The following is a 21,590-nucleotide window of genomic DNA, read 5'->3' on the forward strand; positions in this document are numbered from 1 at the left end:
GGCGAGCGACGCGAGGGTGCAATCGGTCCAACGCGGAGTGTGCCGGACCGTACATAGGGTGACATTGGGCCCTAAGTGAGTCTTGGGATCCAGTAGGAGGCACTCCATGCGCGGAGCCACCCACGCCAAGTGGGCCGCATGCGCGGCGGCCGTCGCCCTCGCGGCGACCGCCTGCGGCGGCGGAAGCGACAGCGGAGGCGGCGAAGCGGGAATCGTCAGCTCCTCGTGGGGTGACCCGCAGAACCCGCTGGAGCCCGCCAACACCAACGAGGTGCAGGGCGGCAAGGTCCTCGACATGATCTTCCGGGGGCTCAAGCGGTACGACCCGGAGACCGGCGAGGCGAAGAACTTCCTCGCCGAGAAGATCGAGACCACCGACAGCCAGAACTTCACGATCACGCTGAAGGACGGCTTCAAGTTCAGCAACGACGAGCCGGTCACCGCGCAGTCCTTCGTGGACGCCTGGAACTACGGCGCGGACGTCACCAAGAAGCAGAACAACTCGCCGTTCTTCTCGGACATCGTCGGCTACGCGGACGTCCACCCCGAGAAGGGCGACCCCAAGTCCAAGACCATGTCCGGCCTGGTCGTCAAGGACCCCAAGACCTTCACGGTCGCCCTCAAGGAGAAGTTCTCCACCTGGCCCGAGACCCTCGGCTACCAGGCGTTCTCCCCCCTGCCCAAGGCCTTCTTCACCGACCACGAGGGCTGGCTGAAGAAGCCCGTCGGCAACGGCCCGTACACGGTGGACTCGTACACCAAGGGCACCGGCATGAAGCTGCGCAAGTGGGACGCCTACCCGGGTGAGGACAAGGCGGTCAACGGCGGAGTGGACCTGAAGGTCTACACCGACAACAACACCGCCTACACCGACCTGATCTCCGGCAACCTCGACCTGGTCGACGACATCCCGGCCCAGCAGCTGAAGAACGTCGCGAACGACCTCGGCGACCGCTACATCAACCAGCCGGCCCTCATCATCCAGACCCTCACCTTCCCGCTGTACGACCCGCAGTGGAGCAAGGAGGGCACGGAGAAGGTCCGCCGCGGCATCTCGATGGCGATCAACCGCGACGAGATCACCAAGCAGATCTTCCGCGAGACCCGCACCCCGGCCAAGGACTGGACCTCACCGGCCCTCGGCGACAAGGGCGGCTTCTCCGCCACCGCGTGCGGCGAGGCCTGCTCCTTCAACCCCACCGAGGCCAAGAAGCTCATCCAGGAGGGCGGCGGACTGCCCGGCGGCAAGGTCTCGCTGACCTCCAACGTGGACACCGGCTCGCACCGCGAGTGGATGGACGCCGTCTGCAACAGCATCAACAACGCGCTCGGCGAGGGCCCGGTCTGCACGGTCAACCCGATCGGCACCTTCGCCGACTTCCGCAACCAGCAGAGCGGCTTCAAGCTGACCGGCCCGTTCCGCTCCGGCTGGCAGGCCGACTACCCCCTGATCCAGAACTTCCTGGAGCCGCTCTACTACACGGGCGCGTCCTCCAACTACGGCAAGTTCAGCAACCCGGAGTTCGACAAGCTCATCGACGCGGCGAACCGCGAGAGCGACGCCGACAAGGCGACGGCAACGTTCAAGGACGCCGAGAAGATCCTCGCCGAGCAGATGCCGTCCATCCCGCTCTGGTACCAGAACGGCAGCGCCGGCTACGGGGAGCGCGTCTCGGACGTGAAGCTCAACCAGTTCAGCGTCCCGGTGTACGACCAGATCAAGGTCAGCTGACCGCCCTCGGATCGAACCTGGAGCAGTCCATGGGACGTTATGTGATCCGGCGACTGCTCCAGATGATCCCCGTGTTCATCGGCAGCACGTTCCTGATCTTCTTCATGGTGTACGCGCTCGGTGACCCGGTCGCCGCCCTCTTCGGAGACAAGGCCCCCGACCCGGCCACCGCCGCGCGCATCCGCAAGGACCTCTACCTCGACCAGCCCCTGTGGAAGCAGTACCTCCACTACATGGGCCAGATCTTCCAGGGCGACTTCGGCACCGCCTTCAACGGCCAGAAGGTCACCGAACTCATGGCCTCGGCCTTCCCGGTGACCCTGCGCCTGACCGTCGTCGCGATCGCCATCGAGATCGTCGTCGGCATCACCCTCGGCGTGATCAGCGGCCTCAAGCGCGGCAAGTCCATCGACAGCGGCGTGCTGGTGCTCACCCTCGTCGTCATCTCGGTGCCCACCTTCGTGACGGGCTACCTGCTCCAGTTCGTCTTCGGCGTCAAATGGGGCTGGGTCCGCCCCACCGTCTCCCCGGACGCCCCCTTCAGCGAGCTGATCCTGCCCGGCATCGTGCTCGCGCTGGTCTCCCTCGCCTACGTCACCCGGCTCACCCGGACCTCCATCGCCGAGAACGTCAAGGCCGACTACGTCCGCACCGCCGTGGCCAAGGGCCTGCCCCGGCGCCGGGTCGTCACCCGCCACCTGCTGCGCAACTCGCTGATCCCCGTCGTCACCTTCATCGGCACCGACATCGGCGCCCTGATGGGCGGAGCCATCGTCACCGAGCGGATCTTCAACATCCACGGCGTCGGCTACCAGCTCTACCAGGGCATCCTGCGCAACAACTCCCCGACGGTGGTCGGCTTCGTGACCATCCTCGTCATCGTCTTCCTGCTGGCGAACCTGCTCGTCGACCTGCTCTACGCGGTCCTGGACCCGAGGATCCGTTATGCCTGAGCCCGACCCCGAGCGCCCCGCCTACGATCCGCTGGGACCCGGACCCCACGAGTCCATCGCCCCCACCGGCCAGGGAGGGGCCATGGATCTCGCCCTGGAGGAGGGCGAAAGCCTCGAGAAGGAGCTCGGGGGAGCCCCCGCAGGCCCCCAGGAGCTGCATCCATCAGCCGCCTCCGGCGGACGGGCCCGCTCCCTGTGGTCCGACGCCTGGCACCAGCTGCGCCGCAACCCCGTCTTCCTCGTCTCCACGCTGCTGATCCTCTTCCTCGTGGTCATCTCCATCTGGCCCCAGCTCATCGCGAGCGGCGACCCGCTCCAGTGCGACCTGTCCAAATCCCAGCAGGGCTCCTCCCCGGGCCACCCCTTCGGCTACGACACCCAGGGCTGCGACGTGTACACCCGTACCGTCTACGGGGCCCGCGCCTCCATCACCGTGGGCATCTGCGCCACCCTCGGGGCGGCCCTCCTCGGCTCCGCGCTCGGCGGGCTCGCCGGTTTCTTCGGCGGCTGGAGCGACGCGCTGCTCTCCCGGGTCGCCGACATCTTCTTCGGCATCCCCGTGGTCCTCGGCGGCCTGGTCTTCCTGTCCGTGGTCACCAGCACCACCGTCTGGCCCGTCGTCGGCTTCATCGTGCTGCTCGGGTGGCCCCAACTGGCCCGCATCGCCCGCGGCTCGGTCATCACCGCCAAACAGAACGACTACGTCCAGGCCGCGCGGGCGCTGGGCGCCGGCAACGGCCGGATGCTGCTGCGGCACGTCGCACCCAACGCCGTCGCACCCGTCATCGTCGTCGCCACCATCGCGCTCGGCACCTACATCGCCCTGGAAGCCACCCTGTCCTTCCTCGGCGTGGGCCTGCGCCCGCCCACCGTCTCCTGGGGCATCGACATCTCCAACGCCGCCTCCCAGATCCGCAACGCCCCGCACATGCTGCTCTACCCGGCGGGCGCGCTCAGCGTCACCGTGCTCGCGTTCATCATGCTCGGCGACGCGGTGCGCGACGCCCTCGACCCCAAGCTGCGCTGAGGAGCCCCGCACATGCTGCTCGAAGTGCGCGATCTGCACGTGGAATTCAAGACCCGGGACGGAGTCGCCAAGGCCGTCAACGGGGTCAACTACTCCGTGGCCGAAGGCGAGACCCTCGCCGTGCTCGGCGAGTCCGGCTCCGGCAAGTCGGTCACCGCCCAGGCCGTCATGGGCATCCTCGACATGCCGCCGGGCCGCATCGCGGGCGGCGAGATCCTCTTCAAGGGCCAGGACCTGCTGAAGATGAAGGAGGAGGAGCGCAGGAAGGTCCGCGGCGCCGAGATGGCCATGATCTTCCAGGACGCCCTGTCCTCCCTCAACCCGGTCCTGAGCGTCGGCGCGCAGCTCGGCGAGATGTACGAGGTCCACCGCGGGATGTCCCGCAAGGACGCCCGGGCCAAGGCGGTCGAGCTGATGGACCGGGTGAAGATCCCGGCGGCCCGGGAGCGGGTGGGGGACTATCCGCACCAGTTCTCCGGCGGCATGCGCCAGCGCATCATGATCGCCATGGCGATGGCCCTCGAACCCTCGCTCATCATCGCGGACGAGCCGACCACGGCCCTGGACGTCACCGTCCAGGCACAGGTGATGGACCTGCTCGCGGAGCTCCAGCGCGAGCTCAACATGGGCCTGATCCTGATCACCCACGACCTCGGCGTGGTCGCCGACGTGGCCGACAAGATCGCCGTCATGTACGCCGGCCGGATCGTCGAGACCGCCCCCGTCCACGAGATCTACAAGCGCCCCGCGCATCCGTACACCCGCGGCCTGCTGGACTCGATCCCGCGCCTGGACCAGAAGGGCCAGGAGCTCTACGCGATCAAGGGCCTGCCGCCCAACCTGCTCGCCATCCCGCCCGGCTGCGCCTTCAACCCGCGCTGCCCGATGGCCCGGGCCGTCTGCCGCACCGACGTACCGCCGCTGGCCGCGGTCGCACCGGACCGCGCCAGTGCGTGCTTCTTCTGGAAGGAGTGCCTCGGTGGCTGAGTCCATCCTCGTGGTGGAGGACCTGGTCAAGCACTACCCGCTGACCCAGGGCATCCTCTTCAAGAAGCAGGTCGGCGCCGTCAAGGCCGTCGACGGCGTCTCCTTCGACCTGCGGGCCGGCGAAACCCTCGGCATCGTCGGGGAGTCGGGCTGCGGCAAGTCCACCGTCGCCAAGATGCTGGTCAACCTGGAACGCCCCACGGCGGGCGCGATCACGTACAAGGGCGAGGACCTCGCCAAGCTGTCCGCCAAGGCCCTCAAGGCCGTGCGCCGCAACATCCAGATGGTGTTCCAGGACCCCTACACCTCCCTGAACCCGCGCATGACGGTGGGCGACATCATCGGCGAGCCCTACGAGATCCACCCCGAGGTCGCGCCGAAGGGCGACCGGCGCCGCAAGGTGCAGGAACTCCTGGACGTGGTCGGCCTCAACCCGGAGTACATCAACCGGTACCCGCACCAGTTCTCCGGCGGCCAGCGCCAGCGCATCGGCATCGCCCGCGGCCTCGCCCTCCAGCCCGAGATCATCGTCGCCGACGAGCCGGTCTCCGCCCTCGACGTCTCCGTACAGGCCCAGGTGATCAACCTCCTGGAGCGCCTCCAGGACGAGTTCGACCTCTCCTACGTGTTCATCGCGCACGACCTCTCGATCGTCCGGCACATCTCCGACCGGGTCGGCGTCATGTACCTGGGCCGGATCGTCGAGATCGGCACCGACGAGCAGATCTACGAGCACCCCACCCACCCGTACACCCAGGCGCTGCTCTCCGCCGTCCCGGTCCCCGACCCCTCGGCCCGCGCGGGCCGCGACCGGATCATCCTCTCCGGCGACGTGCCCTCCCCGGCCAACCCGCCGTCGGGCTGCCGCTTCCGCACCCGCTGCTGGAAGGCCGAGGCGCGCTGCGCGTCGGAGGTCCCGCTCCTGGAGATCCCGGCCCTTCTCCCCGGCGGTCCGGCCGCCCACCCCTCGGCCTGCCATTTCGCATCCGAGCGGGCCGCCCTTCCGCCGGGCCCGCGGTCCGTACCGCCACCCGTACCGCCACCCGTTCCGCCGACCAAGGAGTGAGCCGAGGGCTCCCGGCACCGCTCATTTCGCGCCACAGCTGTGAACGGCACCCGGTTCCTCGCAACTCGGTTTACATGCAGGCAACTTGACCGTTTCTGTCCCGAGATCTGGGCCGTGCAGCCTGGATCCCGTGCGGCCGTGCGGGTGCCGACAGCCGGCCGGGGAGGCGTACAGCCGCCCCGGCCGGCACTCCTGTGACCCCGGACGTGCGCGGCGTGCGCCCCTCGTGCTGCCGGAATCGATCGATGTGGTGGTACGGATAGTTATGATCCGTAGCGCACGGTGGGTATGACTCTGCCGAGCACCGAGTTGCGAGTACGCGAACCCGATGTCCGCTCGACGTGGAGGTGAAACGCCGTGGCACTATCGATCTCGGCCGTGGTGCTGCTGGCAGTCGTCGTCTTCCTGCTGGTCCGGCGTTCGGGCCTGAAGGCGGGTCACGCAGTGGTCTGTGTACTGCTCGGCTTCTATCTGGCGAGCTCGACCGTGGCTCCGACGCTCTCCCAGCTGACGTCCAACGTGGCGAGCATGATCAGCGGCCTCAAGTTCTAGCGGCGTTCCGGGTCCGGGGGCGGGGCCGCCGTTTCTCGTAGGGTTACCCCCATGAACGGTCTTCCCGCCCGTCGGCTCCTCCTCGTGCACGCGCACCCGGACGACGAGTCGATCAACAACGGCGTCACCATGGCCAAGTACGCGGCCGAGGGCGTCCATGTCGCCTTGGTGACCTGCACGCTCGGCGAGGAGGGTGAGGTCATCCCGCCCGGGCTCGCCCACCTGACGGCCGACCGCGACGACACCCTCGGCGCCCACCGCGTCGGCGAGCTCGCCGACGCCATGAAGGAACTGGGCGTCGCCGACCACCGTTTCCTCGGCGGTCCCGGCCGCTACCGGGACTCCGGGATGATGGGCGCCGAACAGAACCGCAGGCCCGGCGCCTTCTGGTCCGCCGACGTGGACGAGGCCGCGGGGTACCTCGTAGAGGTGATCCGCGAACTGCGCCCCCAGGTCCTCGTCACCTACGACCCGGACGGCGGCTACGGCCACCCCGACCACATCCAGGCCCACCGCGTGGCCACCCGCGCCGCCGAACTGGCCGCGGAAGCCGCGTACCGCCGCGACCTCGGCGCACCGCACGCCATCGCGAAGTTCTACTGGAACCGCGTGCCGCGCACGGTCGTCGAGGAGGGCTTCGCCCGGCTGCGCGAGGCCGGGAGCGAGGTGCCCTTCCCGGCGCCGGCCGCGCCGGACGACGTGCCGGGCGTGGTCGACGACGAGCGGATCACCGCCGAGATCGGCGGGGACGAGGCCGCCGAGCAGGCGTTCGTGGCCGCCAAGACCGCCGCGATGCGCGCCCATGCCACCCAGATCGCGGTGGACGGACCCTTCTTCGCGCTCTCCAACGACCTGGCGCAGCCGCTCTTCACCCACGAGTACTACGAGTTGGCCGCCGGCCGGCCGGGCGCCCCGGCGGGCGAGCGCGAGCGCGACCTCTTCGCGGGGGTGCGGGCATGAGCGGGCCGCCGCGGACCATGTCGAACCCGGGGCGGATCGCCGCCCTGCTGGGCCTGTTGGTGGCGGGCGCGCTGACCGGCGTGGCCGGCTGGCTGGTCGTCGACCTGTGGTTCCCGGGCGGACTGGTGCTCGCCCTGCTCGCGCTCTTCGGCCTGTTCCTCGGAGGCAGGATCGCCCTGGGTACCGGCATCGGCGTGGGGGCGGCCACCGTCGGCTGGTTCCTCGCCTACGTGATCCTCGGTGTCCCGCGGCCGGAGGGGGACTTCCTGCTCGGTTCGTCCGGAATCGGCATGTACGCCTACCTTTTGGGCGGAGTCGTGCTCGCTGTGATCTGCGCCACGATGGGCAGTCTGGGGGACCGGCCGATTTCGGCCGCCCAGAACGCCAAGTGACACGGCGTCGGCCGCGCACGACACGTTGACGAGCGGCTCGGCCGGTGCCCGCGCGGTCCTCCGGCAGCCGGGCGACGGGCGCTCAGAGGGTGTGCGGAGGGGGCGTTCGGGGGGTCAAGGGGAACCCTTCGTTCCCGGCGGCCGGGTGCTCGCGTGCGGCGGCCAGTATGGTGGACCGGCCGCCGAGCTGCCCGCGCACGCTATGACGGGCGGCGGAGCCGATCGGGAGAACCTGCCTTGAGCCGTGAAACTGACAGTCCGTCCTCCGGGCCCCAAGGGCGCGGCGGAGCCGCCTACCCCTCGGGTACGCCGCCGTATGGATCAGGCCAGTATCCGTCCACGACAGCGCCCCCCGGTCCGGGCGCGGCGACCATCCCGGAGGAGAGTTCAGTGACCGCACCGCCCGCGAAGCCGTCCACACCCGATTCCGACGGGCCGAAGACGGAGACCCAGCTGACGACCCGGATCCGGATCAACATCCCGGGTTCGCGGCCGATTCCGCCCGTGGTCGTTCGCCAGCCCATGCCCGAAGCCGAGGCCGCCCCCGAGCCCGAGCCCGCCGCCCCGGCGGCCGCGCCGGAGCCGGGTCAGGGCGAGGACCCGACCAGCAACTGGTTCGCACCCCGCAAGGCGGGCTCCCCGCCCGCCCCCGTGCCCAACCCGGCACCGCCCCAGGGTCCGGCTCCGGCGCGCGGACCGGCTCAGGCTCCGCCCCCCGCCCAGGCCGGCGGCCCGCGCTTCGACGGGACCCCGCCGGGCTTCGCCCAGAGTCCCGCCGCGCCGCGCCCGGCCGCGCCGATGGGCCCCGGCCCGGCTGCGCCGATGGGCCCCGGCCCCGGAGCGCCGATGGGCTCCCGCCCGAACGGTCCCGGTCCCGGTCCCGGCTCCGGTCCGATGCCCGGCCCCGCCCCGGCCCAGGCCGGCGGCCCGCGCTTCGACGGGACCCCGCCGGGCTTCACCCAGAGTCCCGCCGCGCCGCGCCCCGGTGCCCCGATGGGCCCCGGCCCCGGCGGCCCCGGCCCCGGCACCGGTCCGGGCGCCGGCTACCCCGCGCCGCCCGGCGGACCCGGCTACCCCGCGCCGCCCGGCGGACCCGGAGGCCCCGGCGGTCCCCGTACGGGTGCCCCCGCGGGCCCCGCGCAGGGCCCCGGAGCGGGTCCCGCCGGGCCGCCGTCCGGCCCCGGCGCCGTGTACGGCGGCCCCGGCGCCGACCCCGTCACCCAGGCACTGCGCGCGCCCATCGTGCCCCCCACGGCCTGGCCCGGCCCCGGCCGCGGCCCGAACGGACCGACCGGCGGGCCCGCGCTGGGCTCCGTACCGGTGGGCGGGACGGAGCCGAGCTGGCCCGGCCCGGAGCTGGACTCCGCCGGACACCCGCTGTCCGCGCCCGCCCCGGCGCCCGCGAACAAGGCCAAGCCCCGGCCCCCGGCCCCCGCGCCGGCCCCGGCCCGGCCCGCCAAGAAGGGTCGCAGCAAGCTGGTCCTGCTCGGCGGAGCCCTCTTCACGCTGTTCGGCGTGGCCTACGGAGCCGGCCTGCTCCTCAACCACTCCGACGTCCCCAAGGGCACCACCGTCCTCGGCGTGGACATCAGCGGCACCCGCGACGAGGCCGTCGCCAAGCTCCAGACGGCCTTCGGCAACCGTGCTGCCGCCCCGCTCCAGCTCAACGTCGGCGGCAAGCCGGTCGAGCTGAAGCCCGAGAAGGCCGGCCTGAGCCTGGACAGCCAGACCACCGTCCGCAACGCGGCGGGCAGCGATTACAACCCCGTCACGGTCATCGGCTCCCTGTTCGGCAGCGAGCGCACCGCCGAGGCCGTCATGCCCACCGACGAGGAGAAGCTGCGGGTCGCCCTCCAGGAGCTCGCCGGCACCGCCGGCTCCGCCACCGAGGGCACCATCACCTTCGACACCGGCAAGGCCGTCGCCGTCCCCGGCAAGCCGGGCTCCACGCTCGACGTGGACGCCTCCGTCGGCATGGTCACCAAGGCCTTCCGCGACATGGTCGCCGGAGGCAAGGCCGCCCCGGTCGACCTCCCGGTCGCCACCAAGGACCCGGTCGTCGACCAGGCGGAACTGGACCGGGCCATGAGGGAGTTCGCCCAGCCCGCGATGTCGGCTCCGGTCCTCGTCAAGGCGGGCGCCAAGTCCATCCCCCTCGGCGCCAAGTCCCTGCCGAAGATCCTGAGCATGCAGGCCGTGGACGGCCACCTCGTCGAGAAGTACGACCTGGAAGCCCTCAAGACGGCCTACGGGAACACCTTCGACGGCGTCCTCATCATGCGCGGCACCGGCGAGAAGACCGCCGTCACCCCGCAGGACGTCGCCGGAGTCCTCGGCAAGGCGCTGCGCGGCAAGACGACCGCCGAGCGGACCGCGGTCATCGACACCAACCCGAGCTGACCACAACGGACCGGAGCCCCTCCCCACACGGGGGAGGGGCTCCGGCCGTTCCGGCCCTTCTCAGCCGTCCGGCGCTCGCGGGCCAGGCAAGATCCGAAAGGGACGGCCTAGTTCAGCAGGGCCCGGGCGGCCAACGCCTCCGCACGGATCCGCACCGCCGACGGCGGATCGATCACGTCCACGACCACCGCGTAGGACTCCATCTCCGCCGCCCCCGCCGCGAACTCCCCCCGCTCCACCAGCAGCTTCGCCCGCTCGTACCGCAGCGCCGCGGGATGCGAGGGCAGCAGCAGCGCCAGGTCCAGCGCCCACAGCGCCACCCCCGAGTGCTCGGGCCGCGACGAGGCCCACGCCCGGATGTTGTTCAGGATCCGCAGCACGATGTCCATCGTGCGCGCCGCGGTCCGCGGCCCCGCCGCCAGCTCCGCCGGACCCGCCCCCAGCGAGGCGCCCCCCGCGAAGGGGTCGACGACCACACCCTCCTCCGGATCCCCGAAGCCCACCACGAAGTGCCCCGGCAGGGCCAGCCCGTACACCGGGGCCCCGGCCCGCCGGGCCACCTCCAGCCAGACCACGGACAGCAGGATGGGCAGCCCCCGGCGCCGCCGCAGCACCTCGTGCAGCAGCGAGGAGGAGAGCCGGTCGTAGTCGGCCGGGGTGCCGTGGAAGCCGAGCCGACCGCCCAGCAGCTCGGTCACCGCCGAGGCCCACGCGCGAGCGCCCCGCAGCCCGTACGGCAGCATCCCCGCCAGCCGGTCCAGCTCGATCTGCGCCCAGTCCATGGCCCGTTCGTCGAGCTCCGGGTCCCCCTCAGCGGCCAGCAGCAGGCACAGCGCGGCCAGGTCGGGCCGCTCCGCCCGCGCCTCGGCGGCGAAACGCTCCCGCCAGGGCGAGGTCACGCCGCCGCCCGGCGGTAGTGGTGGTAGGAGTGGTGCGTCCCGAAGCCCATGTCCTCGTACAGCGCCCGCGCCCCGGTGTTGTCGCTCTCCACCTGGAGCCAGGCCGCCGAAGCGCCCTCCTCCAGCGCGCGCCGGGCCAGCGCCGCCATCACGGCCGAGGCGAGGCCGCGGCGCCGGTGCTCGGGGTCGACCTCGACGGCCGCGAACCCGGCCCACCGGCCGTCCACCACGAGCCGCCCGATCGCCCGGCCGGGTACCGAGGCGAACCACACCGAGGGCCCCGCCGCCAGCACCCGGCGGGCGGTGTCCGGGTCCTTCACCCGCCCGTACCGGGCGAGCCAGTCCTCGTCCGGAGCGCGGGTCAGCCGTACGCCCGCGACCACCGACTCGTCCACGGCCAGGTCCCCGACCGCCGCCAGCCCGCCGACACGGACCTCCGCCGACACCTCGCGGACCCAGCCCCGGTCCTCCAGCTCCGCGCACAGCGGCTCCTGCGTGCCCGCGGCCCCGGTGGCGGTCTGGACGTAGGCCGGAAGACCCCTCTGGGCGTACCAGGAGGTCACTCGCGCGAGTGCTTCGTCCAGCGGCGCCCCGGGATCCCCGAGCGGCAGTACGGAGTTGGCCCGGCGGGTGAACCCGCCGGCCGCGCGCAGCGTCCACTCGCCCAGCGGCTCGCTCTCCAGCGGCACCCAGGACCGAGCGCAGACCCGCGCGAGCTCCTCGAAGGAGGCCGCGGGCCCCCTGCGGCGGGCCGGAGCGGCGGGTACGACCTTGCCCGCGACCAGCGACGATTCCGCGATGCGGACGGACTCGCCGGTCTTTCGTGTGATCGTCACCACACCCGCGTTCCAGGATGTGAGAACCCCTACGGTGTCCGTGAAGGAAGGGGTTCCGGCCGAGCTGTGCTCCACCCGTCGCACAGAGACACGTTTACCCACGTCAGCGGGTGTAATCCGGATCTCCAGCCGTCCACCGGCAGTTATTTCCACAGCTCTGTCCGCCCCTCCTGTTCGGATCGTGCCCGGGAACGGAGATACTAGAGGCGGGCATCGACGACGCCGCGCTCCCGCGCGATATGGAAAGCCCTTATGAGGAGGAACGAGAGCGTGACCTACGTCATCGCGGAGCCTTGTGTCGACGTCAAGGACAAGGCATGCATCGAAGAGTGCCCCGTCGACTGCATCTACGAGGGCCAGCGGTCCTTGTACATCCACCCGGACGAGTGCGTCGACTGTGGTGCGTGTGAGCCGGTCTGCCCGGTCGAGGCCATCTTCTACGAGGACGACACCCCGGAGGAGTGGAAGGACTACTACAAGGCGAACGTCGAGTTCTTCGACGAGCTCGGTTCGCCCGGTGGTGCCTCCAAGCTCGGCCTGATCGAGCGCGACCACCCCTTCATCGCGGCGCTCCCGGCGGACATCAACCCGACCGACCACTGACGGTCGGGTACCGCCCCCTGCGCGTCCCTCGGTCCCGTACGGCTCGCAGCCGCACGGGACCGAGGTGTTTTGACCGGCACGTGTTCCGACCGGCAGGTGTTCTGACCGGCACGGTCAGAGTCACCGGTACGACGTACATCCTGGAAAGCACGTGACACTCGGAAAGCGAGATCGCACCGTGGCCGCAGTCTCAGCCCGTCTTCCCGTCTTCCCCTGGGACAAGCTGGAGCCGTACAAGGCGACGGCGGCGGCCCACCCGGACGGGATCGTCGACCTCTCCGTCGGCACCCCCGTCGACCCGGTGCCGGAGCTGATCCGGCGCGCCCTGATCGAGGCCGCGGACTCCCCGGGCTACCCCACGGTGTGGGGCACCCCCGCCCTGCGCGACGCGATCACCGGCTGGGTGCGCGGCCGCCTCGGCGCGAGCGCCGCCGGTCACCGCAACGTCCTGCCGGTCGTCGGCTCCAAGGAACTGGTGGCCTGGCTGCCCACCCAGCTCGGCCTGGGCGCCGGCGACCAGGTCGCCTACCCCCGGCTGGCCTACCCGACGTACGAGGTCGGCGCGCGGCTGTGCGGCGCCGAGCCGGTGGTCTACGACGACCCCACCACCGATCTCGACCCGGCCCGCGTGAAGCTTTTGTGGCTCAACTCCCCGTCCAACCCCACCGGCAAGGTCCTCGCCAAGGAGGAGCTCGTACGGATCGTGGCCTGGGCGCGCGAGCACGGGATCCTCGTCTTCAGCGACGAGTGCTACCTGGAACTGGGCTGGGAGGCCGAGCCCGTCTCCGTCCTGCACGACGAGGTCTGCGGAGGCTCGTACGAGGGCATCGTCGCCGTCCACTCGCTCTCCAAGCGCTCCAACCTGGCCGGCTACCGGGCGGCCTTCATCGCCGGTGACTCCGAAGTCCTGGGCGAACTGCTCCAGATCCGCAAGCACGGCGGCATGATGACCCCGGCCCCCGTACAGGCGGCCACGGTGGCGGCCCTGGGCGACCACGTACACGTCGAGGAGCAGCGGGTGCGCTACGCGGCCCGCCGCGAGGCGCTGCGCGCGGCCCTGGAGGCGCACGGCTTCCGCGTCGAGCACAGCGAGGCCAGCCTGTACCTGTGGGTGACCCGGGACGAGCCCTGCTGGGACACGGTCGCCCACCTGGCGGGACTCGGCGTCCTGGTCGCGCCGGGCGACTTCTACGGCGAGGCGGGCGCGCGCTTCGTCCGCGTGGCCTTCACGGCCACGGACGAGCGCGTCGCGGCGGCGGTCAAGCGGCTGGCGCCGTAGCGTATCCCGCTTCGCGGACGTACGCGCAGAAGGCCCGAGGGGCCCGGGAGTTCGTGCTCCCGGGCCCCTCGGCGTTTCTGGCGGTGGCTGCTAGCCGAGGCCGGGCAGCCCGCCCGGGAGGCCGCCGGGCAGCCCGCCCGGCAGGCCACCGCCCGGAAGCCCGCCGCCGGCGAGCGGCAGCCCGGCCAGCAGGCTGCCGGCGGCGCCGGTCACCTCGTCGGCGGGCGCGGGCGCCGGCAGGGTGGAGGCGTCCGGCACGGCGTCGGTGGCGGTGTCGCCCGCGGCGTCGACCGTCGCGTCCGGCGCGGTGAGCGCGCCCAGCTGCGGCACGGACTCCAGGCCCGCGGCGCTGGCCGCGCCGGCCGCACCGACCACGGGCGCTGCCCCGGCTGCGAGGAGCAGCGCGGCACGGGCGATCCGACGGGTCAGGGGGAGGGACATGTTGCTCCTAAGCGGTAGCGGCTGAGTACGCCGTGACAACCGCTCGGAGGGGGGCGCGAGTTGCGGAGCCGGTGGGTAAAGGATCGGTAACGGATCTTTTAATCGGCTTCCGGGCCGACCGCTCGGAACCCGCTCCGACCTGCGGTTGTACGCCCGCCGGGACCTCCGTGTCCGCCGTACGGGTCACCCCCGTACGGGGGACGGGTCGCACGCCCGTCCACGGGGAGCTCGGTCGCGGGCAGCTCGGCCACCGGCAGCTCGGTCGCCGGCAGCTCAGCCGCGCACGAAGATCCGTACCTGTCCCGGACCCGCGGCGCCGGGATCCCCGGCGCTGTTCCCGGCACCCGCGGCGCCCCGCTCCCGCCACCGGTCGCCGTCCTCGCCCGCGACCCAGGACTTGGAGGTGTACGAGACCCGCGTGATCCCCAGCTCGCGGGAGCTGGCCACCGCCCACTGCGCGAGCACCTGGCCGGCCCGCGCCGCCGGATCCCCGCCGCCGGCCTTCGCCACCAGGGTCACCTCGGACTCGGCGGCCCCGCCTTCCCGCCCCGCCGCCCCGCCGCCCGGATTCGCGGGCAGCGTGTACAGCGGGTTCTTGCCGAGCAGCCGGGTCAGCTCCGCCCGGACCTTCGCCGGATCACCGGGACGGGCGGGCGCGGGCCCGGTGCACGTCAGGTGGCCGCCGCCGGTGAAGGCCGAGGTCAGCACGGTGGCGTCCGGCTCGTGCTTCGCGTAGGCCTGCGGGAAACCGCTCAGCTGTACCTTCTGCGCCGCCACCGTCAGCGGGAGCCGCGAGTACCCCTTGATCTCGGCCAGCCGGTCGTAGAAGATCCCGGCCGAGTACACGGGGTCCATGATCTGCTCCGGCGTTCCCCAGCCCTGCGAGGGCCGCTGCTGGAACAGCCCCAGCGAATCGCGGTCGCCGTGGTCGAGGTTGCGCAGGGCCGACTCCTGCATGGCGGTCGCCAGCGCGATGGTCACGGCCCGGTCGGGCATCCCCTTGGAGACCCCGACGGCGGCTATCGCCGCCGCGTTCGCGGCCTGCTCGGGGGACATCTCGTCGTAGTCGCCGGAGCCCTTCGCGGCGCTCTTCCCGTCGGCCGAAGCCGTGCAGTAGGGCACGCCGCCACCGCCGTTCGACGCCCGCTGCACGACGAAGTACCCGGCGACCGCGACCAGGACCAGGAAGCCCGCGGCCCAGCGGAGCGGGCGACGGCGGCGGCGAGGGCGGGGGTGATCGGTCTGCGGCACGCCGCCCACCGTACTTGAGCCACATGACGCGTCCATCGGCCGGACGGACAAGGCTTCGCCGCAGCCCGGGGCGTTAGGGTCAGCTCCATGTCCGAATCCGAGCTGGACCTCACCCTGGACGCCGCCGAGCTGACCGCCCGGCTCGTCGACATCCCCTCCGTGAGCGGCGACGAGAAGGTACTCGCCGACCTCGTGGAACACGCCTTGCGCGGCCTGCCGCACCTGACCGTGGACCGCTTCGGCAACAACGTGGTCGCGCGCACCCACCTGGGCCGCGCCGAACGCGTCGTGCTCGCCGGGCACCTCGACACCGTGCCGATCGCCGACAACGTGCCCTCCCGCCTCGACGAGAACGACGTCCTGTGGGGATGCGGCACCACCGACATGAAGTCGGGCGTCGCCGTGCAGCTGCGCATCGCGGCGACCGTCCCGGAGCCGAACCGCGACCTCACCTTCGTCTTCTACGACCAGGAAGAGGTCGCCGCCGACCTCAACGGCCTCGGCAAGGTCGCCGAAGCCCACCCCGACTGGCTGACCGGCGACTTCGCCGTCCTCCTCGAACCCTCCAACGCCGAGGTCGAGGGCGGCTGCCAGGGCACCCTGCGCGTCCTGCTCCGCACGACCGGCGAGCGCGCCCACTCCGCGCGCAGCTGGATGGGCTCCAACGCCATCCACGCGGCGAGCCCGATCCTGGCCAAGCTGGCGGCGTACGAACCCCGCAAGCCCGTGATCGACGGCCTGGAGTACCACGAGGGCCTCAACGCGGTCCGCATCGACGGCGGCGTCGCCAACAACGTCATCCCGCACGCCTGCACGGTCACGGTCAACTTCCGCTTCGCCCCCGACCGCACCACGGACGAGGCGATCGCCCACGTCCGCGAGGTCTTCGCGGACTGCGACATCGCCGAGTTCGTGGTCGACGACCTCTCTCCCGGTGCCCTCCCCGGCCTCTCCCACCCGGCCGCCGCCGCCTTCATGGAGGCCGTCGGAGGACATGCCATGCCGAAGTTCGGCTGGACGGACGTCTCCCGCTTCAGCGCACTGGGCGTCCCGGCGGTCAACTACGGCCCGGGCGACGCCCTGCTGGCCCACAAGGCCGACGAGCGCGTGGAAACGAAGGCGATCCTCCACTGCGAGGAACGACTCCGAACCTGGCTCAGCACCCCGCAGCCTGGGCGGTAGGGCTTGCGTTACGGCGCATCACTGGTTGTGGTGTGACCGTCCGCGTCCGGCCGTCCCGCTGGCGCGGGACGGCTGGGACCGTTGAGTCGGCCCCGCTTCGCCACAGCATCTGCGCGCGGGCGCGGATGTTGCGGGAGCCGTTGCGGTCTGCGTGATCAACGAATCCGCAGGACCGGCAGGCGAAGCTGGCCTGTGAGACCCGGTTCGCTTTGTCGACGTGGCCGCACTGGGAGCAGGTGCGGGAGGTGTACGCAGGATCGACGTACACCACCGGCACACCCGCCCGGCGGGCCTTGTAGGCAATGAAGCCGCCAAGTCGGGCAAAGGCCCAGCTGTGCACCACGGCCCGTTGGGGCTTCCTCAGCCGTACCCGTTCGCGGATCCCGGTCAGGTTCTCCAGACCGATGCCGCGCCCGGTGCGTTCAGCCTCGGCCACGATGCGTTTGGCGATCTTGTGGTTGACGTCCCGAGTCCGCCGGGACTCCTTGCGGCGCCTGCGCTGGATGCGCCGCTTGGCGGATTCGTTCCCCTTGCGTTGAAGCTTGGTGTGGACGTCCCCGTCACGCTTCCGTAGGCGGTTGAGTCGCCGCCCAGCCATGATCTCGCCGTCGCTCGTCGTGGCGATGTTGACGATGCCGAGGTCCACGCCGAGGAAGTCCGTGGGTTGCCCGTTCGGAGTGGCTTCGGGTACGTCGCAGGTGGCGGAGAGGTACCACGACCCGTCGCGGTGGATCAGGTCCGATTCACCGCGGCGATGCGCGGCAACCATCTCGAGCTGGGTGGGACTGCCTGTGTACGCCATCCGCTTCAGGCGTCCGGCCGTGGTCCAGATCGAAACCGTGTGTGAGTCGGTCTGCCACGAGAGCATGCGGTCGTCGTAGGGCTGAGCGGCTGTCGAACGGAAGGCGAGCGGTTTGTCCGTCGCACGGCGGTGCCGAGCGGAGCCTGGCCGGCCGAGGTTACCCGCTCGTGAGCTCGCGATCCGCGCCGTGTATGCGTCGGCAACCTTTTTTGATCACATGCTGCGCCGCCTGTGCACCGAGCCCCCAACGGGCCTTGACCTCGCTGTACGTGCGCTTCCGGCGATCGAAGTTCCGAAAGACCTTTTGCTCGAAGGCCGACTCCGCCACCCATGAAGCCGCCTGGTTGCAGGCGCGCAGGGTAGAGGCCGGTGCGGACGCCTGCGAGGGTGTCGGCAGGAGCTTCACCTGAACCACCAGCTTCATGGGATGTGAAGCTATGGGCTCGGACATGAGTCTCTGTGGCGATCGCTCGTTCCTCATCGGTTTCAGTGAGTTGTCGAGAGCCTGTTCGTTCGATGAGTCCTTCCGGCCACGCCAGTAACCCGCCGAGTTCCGTTGGTCGTCACCCCGGTGCGCCTAACCTGATCCAACGATCAGCAGGAGGGAGCACATCATGGGCAACCCTGAAGGGTCCGCTCGTCGTCGGCCCGAGGAGCAGCAGCTCGGGCCGGTGTTGAGGAGGCGGGGCCAGGTGCAGGCCGGCAGTACGACGGACCAGCGGCTGCTGGATTCGGCCGGGCCCTCCGAGTGGGTGCACACCGATCCGTGGCGGGTCCTGCGCATCCAGTCGGAGTTCATCGAGGGCTTCGGCACCCTGGCGGAGCTGCCGCCGGCGATCAGCGTGTTCGGCTCGGCCAGGACGCCGGCGGGCTCGCCGGAGTACGAGGCGGGCGTGCGGATCGGCGGCGCGCTCGTGGAGGCCGGGTTCGCGGTGATCACGGGCGGCGGCCCGGGCGCGATGGAGGCGGCCAACAAGGGTGCGCGGGAGGCCAACGGCATCTCGGTGGGCCTGGGCATCGAGCTCCCCTTCGAGCAGGGGCTCAACCAGCACGTCGACCTCGGGCTGAACTTCCGCTACTTCTTCGTCCGCAAGACGATGTTCGTGAAGTACAGCCAGGGCTTCGTGGTCCTGCCGGGCGGGCTCGGCACCCTCGACGAGCTGTTCGAGGCCCTGACCCTGGTCCAGACGCAGAAGATCACCCGCTTCCCGATCGTGCTGTTCGGCACGGCGTACTGGAGCGGGCTCATCGACTGGCTGAAGGGCACCGTCATCGCCCAGGGCAAGGCCTCGGAGAAGGACCTCTACCTCTTCCACGTCACCGACGACGTGGACGAGGCGATCGCGCTCGTGACGAAGGAAGTCGGCAGGTAGGACCCGCCGACGGCTGCGCCGGCCCCCGGCGGGCGACCGCCGGGGGCCGGTGGCCCCGGACGGAGCGGACCGTGGCTCAGGCGAGCCCCCGGCGGGCGACCGCCGGGGGCCGGTGGCCCTGGATCGAGCGGACCATGTCCAGGATCTGCTTGGTTTCCGCGACTTCGTGGACGCGGTAGACCTGGGCGCCCAGCCAGGCCGAGACGGCCGTCGTGGCCAGGGTGCCCAGGAGGCGCTCCTTCACGGGCTTGTCCAGGGTCTCGCCGACGAAGTCCTTGTTGGAGAGGGAGACCAGGACCGGCCAGCCCGTCTCCGCCATCTCGGTCAGGCGGCGGGTGGCCTCCAGGGAGTGGCGGGTGTTCTTCCCGAAGTCGTGGCCCGGGTCGATCATGATCGACTCGCGGGGTACGCCCAGCGCCGCCGCCCGCTCGGCCAGGCCGACCGTGACGCGCAGGATGTCGGCCATCACGTCCTCGTACTCGGTCCGGTGCGGCCGGGTCCGCGGCTCGACCCCGCCCGCGTGGGTGCAGACGATGCCCGCGCCGTGGCGTGCGGCCACCTCCGCGAGCTTCGGGTCCACCCCGCCCCACGCGTCGTTCAGCAGATCGGCACCGGCCTCGCAGACCGCCTCGCCGACCTCGTGGCGCCAGGTGTCGACGCTGATCACCACGTCGGGGTGGCGGCGGCGCACCTCGGCGACGAAGCCCACCGTGCGCCGGGCCTCCTCCGCCGCGTCCACGTGCTCGCCGGGACCGGCCTTCACCCCGCCGATGTCGATGATCGCCGCGCCCTCGGCCACCGCCCGCTCGACCCGGTCCAGGGCCGGCTCGTCGCGGAAGGTCGCTCCCTGGTCGTAGAAGGAGTCAGGGGTCCGGTTCACGATGGCCATGATCACCGGCTCGTGGTCGTCGAACTCGCGCCTGCCCAGTCGCAGCATCCTGCTCTTTCCTCCTTCGGCGGCCCTTGCGCCTCGCCTGCGACCTTAACCTGGTGGCCGGAGTCTCTCAGGGGAGTTGATCGTGTTCGCGTTCTTGCTCATCGCGCTGGTCGTGGTCGTCGCCGGAGTCACCCTCGCGGTGGCCGGCGGGGGGTCCGAGGCCGTGCTGCCGGAGGCCGAGCCCGACCGGCTGTCCGACGCCCTGCCGGAGAACCGCCCCGTCGTACGGGCGGACATCGACGAGCTGCGCCTGCCCATGGCTCCGCGCGGCTACCGGATGTCGGACGTGGACGACGTACTGGAGCGGCTGGCGGCGGAGCTGGCCGAGCGCGACGCCCGGATCGCCGAGCTCACCGCCGCGGCCGCGGCCCCGGCCGCGCCCGTCGAGGGCTCCGTGGACCTGACCAAGGCCGCCGAGCAGTGAGCGGAGTGCTCGCAGGCCCCGACGGGGGCCTGAGGTGCCCCTGGGGGCTGGCCACCGAGGAGTACATCGCGTACCACGACACGGAGTGGGGCCGTCCCGTCCACGGGGACGACGCGCTGTACGAGCGGCTGTGCCTGGAGGCCTTCCAGTCGGGGCTGTCCTGGCTGACGATCCTGCGCCGCCGCGAGGGGTTCCGGGCGGCCTTCGCCGGCTTCGAGATCGCCAAGGTGGCGGAGTTCGGGCCGGCGGACGCGGAACGGCTCCTCGCCGACGAGGGGATCATCCGCAACCGGGCCAAGATCGACGCGGCCCTCGCCAACGCGAAGACCCTGGCCGGGTGGGGGGAGGGCGAGCTGGAATCCCTGATCTGGTCCCACGCCCCGGCGTCCGGGCGGGCCCCGAAGAGCACCACCGAGATCCCGGCGGTGACCCCGGAGTCCACGGCCCTGGCCAAAGCCCTGAAGAAGGCGGGCATCCGCTTCGTGGGCCCCACGACGGCCTACGCCCTGATGCAGGCCTGCGGCCTGGTCAACGACCACCTGGCCCGCTGCGTGGCCCGCGACCTGACCTGACCCGCGGGGTCCGGGGCGGAGGGTCGCCGCGCGGACTTCGCCCCGCGCAGCGGTGCCCGCCACCCGTCCGGCGGGTCGGTGCCTCAGCGGCCGAGGTACCGCGGAGCCTCCTTCGCGAGGAAGGCGTCGACGGCGATCCCGTGGTCTTCCGAGGCCCCCGCCCGGGCCTGGAGCACGTCCTCGTGGTCCAGGGCGTCGGAGAGCGACCGCGAGGACCCGTACGCCAGGGACTCCTTCAGGGCCGCGTAGGCGACCGTCGGCCCCTGCGCCAGCCGCCGGGCCACGGCCAGCGCCTCGGCCGCCAGCTCGTCCGAGGGGACCACGCGGTTCGCGATGCCGAGTTCCAGGGCCTCTTGGGCCTTCACGGAGCGGGGGAAGAGCAGCAGGTCGGAGGCGCGCGAGCCGCCGATCAGGCGGGGCAGCGTCCACGAGACGCCCGAGTCGGCCGTCAGGGCGACCCCCGCGAAGGAGGTGTTGAAGGAGGCGGTGTCCGCGACCACGCGGAAGTCCGCCGCCAGGGCGAAACCGAAGCCCGCACCCGCCGCGACGCCGTTCACGCCCGCGACCACCGGCTTCGGCATCTCCGTCAGCGCCCGGACGATCGGGTTGTAGTGCTCCGCGACCGTGTTCATGGTCAGCGAGGAGCCGTGCTCGCGGTCGGCCGCCAGGAACCCGACGTGTTCCTTGAGGTCCTGGCCCACGCAGAACGCCCGGTTGCCTGCCGCGGTGAGCAGGACCGCCCGTACCGCGGGGTCGGCGGCCGCCGCCCGGGCCGCGTCGCGCAGGGCGACCTTGGCCTCGGTGTTCATGGCGTTCATGGCCTCGGGACGGTTGATCGTGATGGTCGCGAGTCCGTCGGTCACTTCGTAGAGCACGCTGTCGGCCATGGCGGGGGTCCCCCTTCGTCGCGGGCTGGCTACCG

The 21,590-nt window shown here is 71.7% G+C and carries 21 protein-coding genes and 1 pseudogene; 15 read left to right on the forward strand and 7 right to left on the reverse strand.

From position 1 onward, the window contains the following. Positions 1–106: 106 nt before the first annotated feature. The 9 genes from AC6CKD_RS03010 to AC6CKD_RS03050 all read left to right on the forward strand — a co-directional run bounded on the left by AC6CKD_RS03010 (position 107) and on the right by AC6CKD_RS03050 (position 10,069). Positions 107–1,732 carry a peptide ABC transporter substrate-binding protein gene (locus AC6CKD_RS03010; protein WP_498324925.1) on the forward strand — a complete coding sequence of 542 codons (1,626 nt, stop codon included), beginning with the start codon at positions 107–109 and terminating at the stop codon, positions 1,730–1,732. 29 nt (positions 1,733–1,761) lie between these two features. Beyond that, positions 1,762–2,685: an ABC transporter permease gene (locus AC6CKD_RS03015; protein WP_498324926.1), complete on the forward strand. Its 924-nt coding sequence runs from the start codon at positions 1,762–1,764 to the stop codon at positions 2,683–2,685. Next, complete coding sequence (locus tag AC6CKD_RS03020) at positions 2,678–3,712, forward strand: ABC transporter permease (RefSeq protein ID WP_498324927.1); 1,035 nt, start codon at positions 2,678–2,680, stop codon at positions 3,710–3,712. The genes AC6CKD_RS03015 and AC6CKD_RS03020 overlap by 8 nt, the downstream gene beginning before the upstream one ends. A gap of 12 nt (positions 3,713–3,724) precedes the next feature. Next, positions 3,725–4,699, forward strand: a complete 975-nt coding sequence (locus AC6CKD_RS03025; protein WP_498324929.1) for an ABC transporter ATP-binding protein — start codon at positions 3,725–3,727, stop codon at positions 4,697–4,699. Next, on the forward strand, positions 4,692–5,765 hold the full coding sequence (locus tag AC6CKD_RS03030) for an ABC transporter ATP-binding protein (protein WP_498324930.1): 1,074 nt from the start codon (positions 4,692–4,694) through the stop codon (positions 5,763–5,765). The genes AC6CKD_RS03025 and AC6CKD_RS03030 overlap by 8 nt, the downstream gene beginning before the upstream one ends. 357 nt (positions 5,766–6,122) lie before the next feature. Next, a complete protein-coding gene (locus AC6CKD_RS03035; protein WP_266904827.1) occupies positions 6,123–6,317 on the forward strand; it encodes a hypothetical protein in 195 nt (64 codons plus the stop codon). A 51-nt stretch (positions 6,318–6,368) separates the two neighbouring features. After that, on the forward strand, positions 6,369–7,277 hold the full coding sequence (gene mshB, locus AC6CKD_RS03040; protein WP_498324932.1) for an N-acetyl-1-D-myo-inositol-2-amino-2-deoxy-alpha-D-glucopyranoside deacetylase: 909 nt from the start codon (positions 6,369–6,371) through the stop codon (positions 7,275–7,277). Continuing rightward, on the forward strand, positions 7,274–7,669 hold the full coding sequence (locus AC6CKD_RS03045) for a DUF6113 family protein (RefSeq protein WP_498324933.1): 396 nt from the start codon (positions 7,274–7,276) through the stop codon (positions 7,667–7,669). The genes mshB and AC6CKD_RS03045 overlap by 4 nt, the downstream gene beginning before the upstream one ends. Positions 7,670–7,906: 237 nt before the next feature. Further along, positions 7,907–10,069: a peptidoglycan binding domain-containing protein gene (locus AC6CKD_RS03050; RefSeq protein WP_498324934.1), complete on the forward strand. Its 2,163-nt coding sequence runs from the start codon at positions 7,907–7,909 to the stop codon at positions 10,067–10,069. Positions 10,070–10,176: 107 nt separating this feature from the next. On the opposite strand, the gene AC6CKD_RS03055 is transcribed toward AC6CKD_RS03050, so the two are convergent. Both AC6CKD_RS03055 and AC6CKD_RS03060 read right to left on the reverse strand, forming a co-directional pair. Beyond that, positions 10,177–10,968: a transglutaminase-like domain-containing protein gene (locus AC6CKD_RS03055; RefSeq protein WP_498324935.1), complete on the reverse strand. Its 792-nt coding sequence runs from the start codon at positions 10,966–10,968 to the stop codon at positions 10,177–10,179. After that, a complete protein-coding gene (locus AC6CKD_RS03060) occupies positions 10,965–11,957 on the reverse strand; it encodes a GNAT family N-acetyltransferase (protein ID WP_498324936.1) in 993 nt (330 codons plus the stop codon). The genes AC6CKD_RS03055 and AC6CKD_RS03060 overlap by 4 nt, the downstream gene beginning before the upstream one ends. A gap of 117 nt (positions 11,958–12,074) precedes the next feature. Between AC6CKD_RS03060 and fdxA the strand changes: the two genes are divergently transcribed. Both fdxA and dapC read left to right on the forward strand, forming a co-directional pair. Beyond that, on the forward strand, positions 12,075–12,407 hold the full coding sequence (gene fdxA, locus AC6CKD_RS03065; RefSeq protein WP_498324937.1) for a ferredoxin: 333 nt from the start codon (positions 12,075–12,077) through the stop codon (positions 12,405–12,407). A 178-nt stretch (positions 12,408–12,585) separates the two neighbouring features. Next, positions 12,586–13,686 carry a succinyldiaminopimelate transaminase gene (gene dapC / locus AC6CKD_RS03070; RefSeq protein ID WP_498324938.1) on the forward strand — a complete coding sequence of 367 codons (1,101 nt, stop codon included), beginning with the start codon at positions 12,586–12,588 and terminating at the stop codon, positions 13,684–13,686. Positions 13,687–13,776: 90 nt separating this feature from the next. Here dapC and AC6CKD_RS03075 read toward each other — a convergent pair whose 3' ends face one another. Both AC6CKD_RS03075 and AC6CKD_RS03080 read right to left on the reverse strand, forming a co-directional pair. After that, the gene (locus AC6CKD_RS03075) at positions 13,777–14,127 is read right to left on the reverse strand and encodes an ATP-binding protein (protein WP_498324939.1); all 351 of its coding nucleotides are present in this window, start codon (positions 14,125–14,127) and stop codon (positions 13,777–13,779) included. A 273-nt stretch (positions 14,128–14,400) separates the two neighbouring features. Continuing rightward, positions 14,401–15,414, reverse strand: coding sequence for a hypothetical protein (locus AC6CKD_RS03080; RefSeq protein WP_498324940.1), 1,014 nt, complete (start codon positions 15,412–15,414; stop codon positions 14,401–14,403). 51 nt (positions 15,415–15,465) lie between these two features. Here AC6CKD_RS03080 and dapE point away from each other — a divergent pair, with 51 nt between their 5' ends. Then, a complete protein-coding gene (gene dapE, locus AC6CKD_RS03085; protein WP_498324941.1) occupies positions 15,466–16,560 on the forward strand; it encodes a succinyl-diaminopimelate desuccinylase in 1,095 nt (364 codons plus the stop codon). Here dapE and AC6CKD_RS03090 read toward each other — a convergent pair. After that, positions 16,535–17,786: pseudogene (locus tag AC6CKD_RS03090) on the reverse strand (RNA-guided endonuclease InsQ/TnpB family protein). The gene dapE and the pseudogene AC6CKD_RS03090 sit on opposite strands and share 26 nt — an antisense overlap. A 190-nt stretch (positions 17,787–17,976) precedes the next feature. Between AC6CKD_RS03090 and AC6CKD_RS03095 the strand changes: the two are divergent. Next, positions 17,977–18,735 (forward strand): LOG family protein, encoded by a 759-nt coding sequence (locus AC6CKD_RS03095; RefSeq protein ID WP_478690047.1) that lies wholly within the window; start codon positions 17,977–17,979, stop codon positions 18,733–18,735. Between the two features lie 76 nt (positions 18,736–18,811). On the opposite strand, the gene folP is transcribed toward AC6CKD_RS03095, so the two are convergent. Then, positions 18,812–19,672, reverse strand: coding sequence for a dihydropteroate synthase (folP, locus tag AC6CKD_RS03100; RefSeq protein WP_498324942.1), 861 nt, complete (start codon positions 19,670–19,672; stop codon positions 18,812–18,814). A gap of 76 nt (positions 19,673–19,748) precedes the next feature. On the opposite strand from folP, the gene AC6CKD_RS03105 reads away from it, so the two are divergent. Together AC6CKD_RS03105 and AC6CKD_RS03110 are read left to right on the forward strand one after the other, a co-directional pair. Next, positions 19,749–20,096, forward strand: a complete 348-nt coding sequence (locus AC6CKD_RS03105) for a DivIVA domain-containing protein (protein ID WP_498324943.1) — start codon at positions 19,749–19,751, stop codon at positions 20,094–20,096. Next, positions 20,093–20,668: a DNA-3-methyladenine glycosylase I gene (locus AC6CKD_RS03110; RefSeq protein ID WP_498324945.1), complete on the forward strand. Its 576-nt coding sequence runs from the start codon at positions 20,093–20,095 to the stop codon at positions 20,666–20,668. The genes AC6CKD_RS03105 and AC6CKD_RS03110 overlap by 4 nt, the downstream gene beginning before the upstream one ends. Before the next feature lie 83 nt (positions 20,669–20,751). Here AC6CKD_RS03110 and chcB read toward each other — a convergent pair whose 3' ends face one another. Then, on the reverse strand, positions 20,752–21,555 hold the full coding sequence (gene chcB / locus AC6CKD_RS03115; protein ID WP_498324946.1) for a 2-cyclohexenylcarbonyl CoA isomerase: 804 nt from the start codon (positions 21,553–21,555) through the stop codon (positions 20,752–20,754). Positions 21,556–21,590: the final 35 nt, after the last annotated feature.

The sequence above is a fragment of the Streptomyces sp. GQ60 genome, from assembly GCF_059758875.1.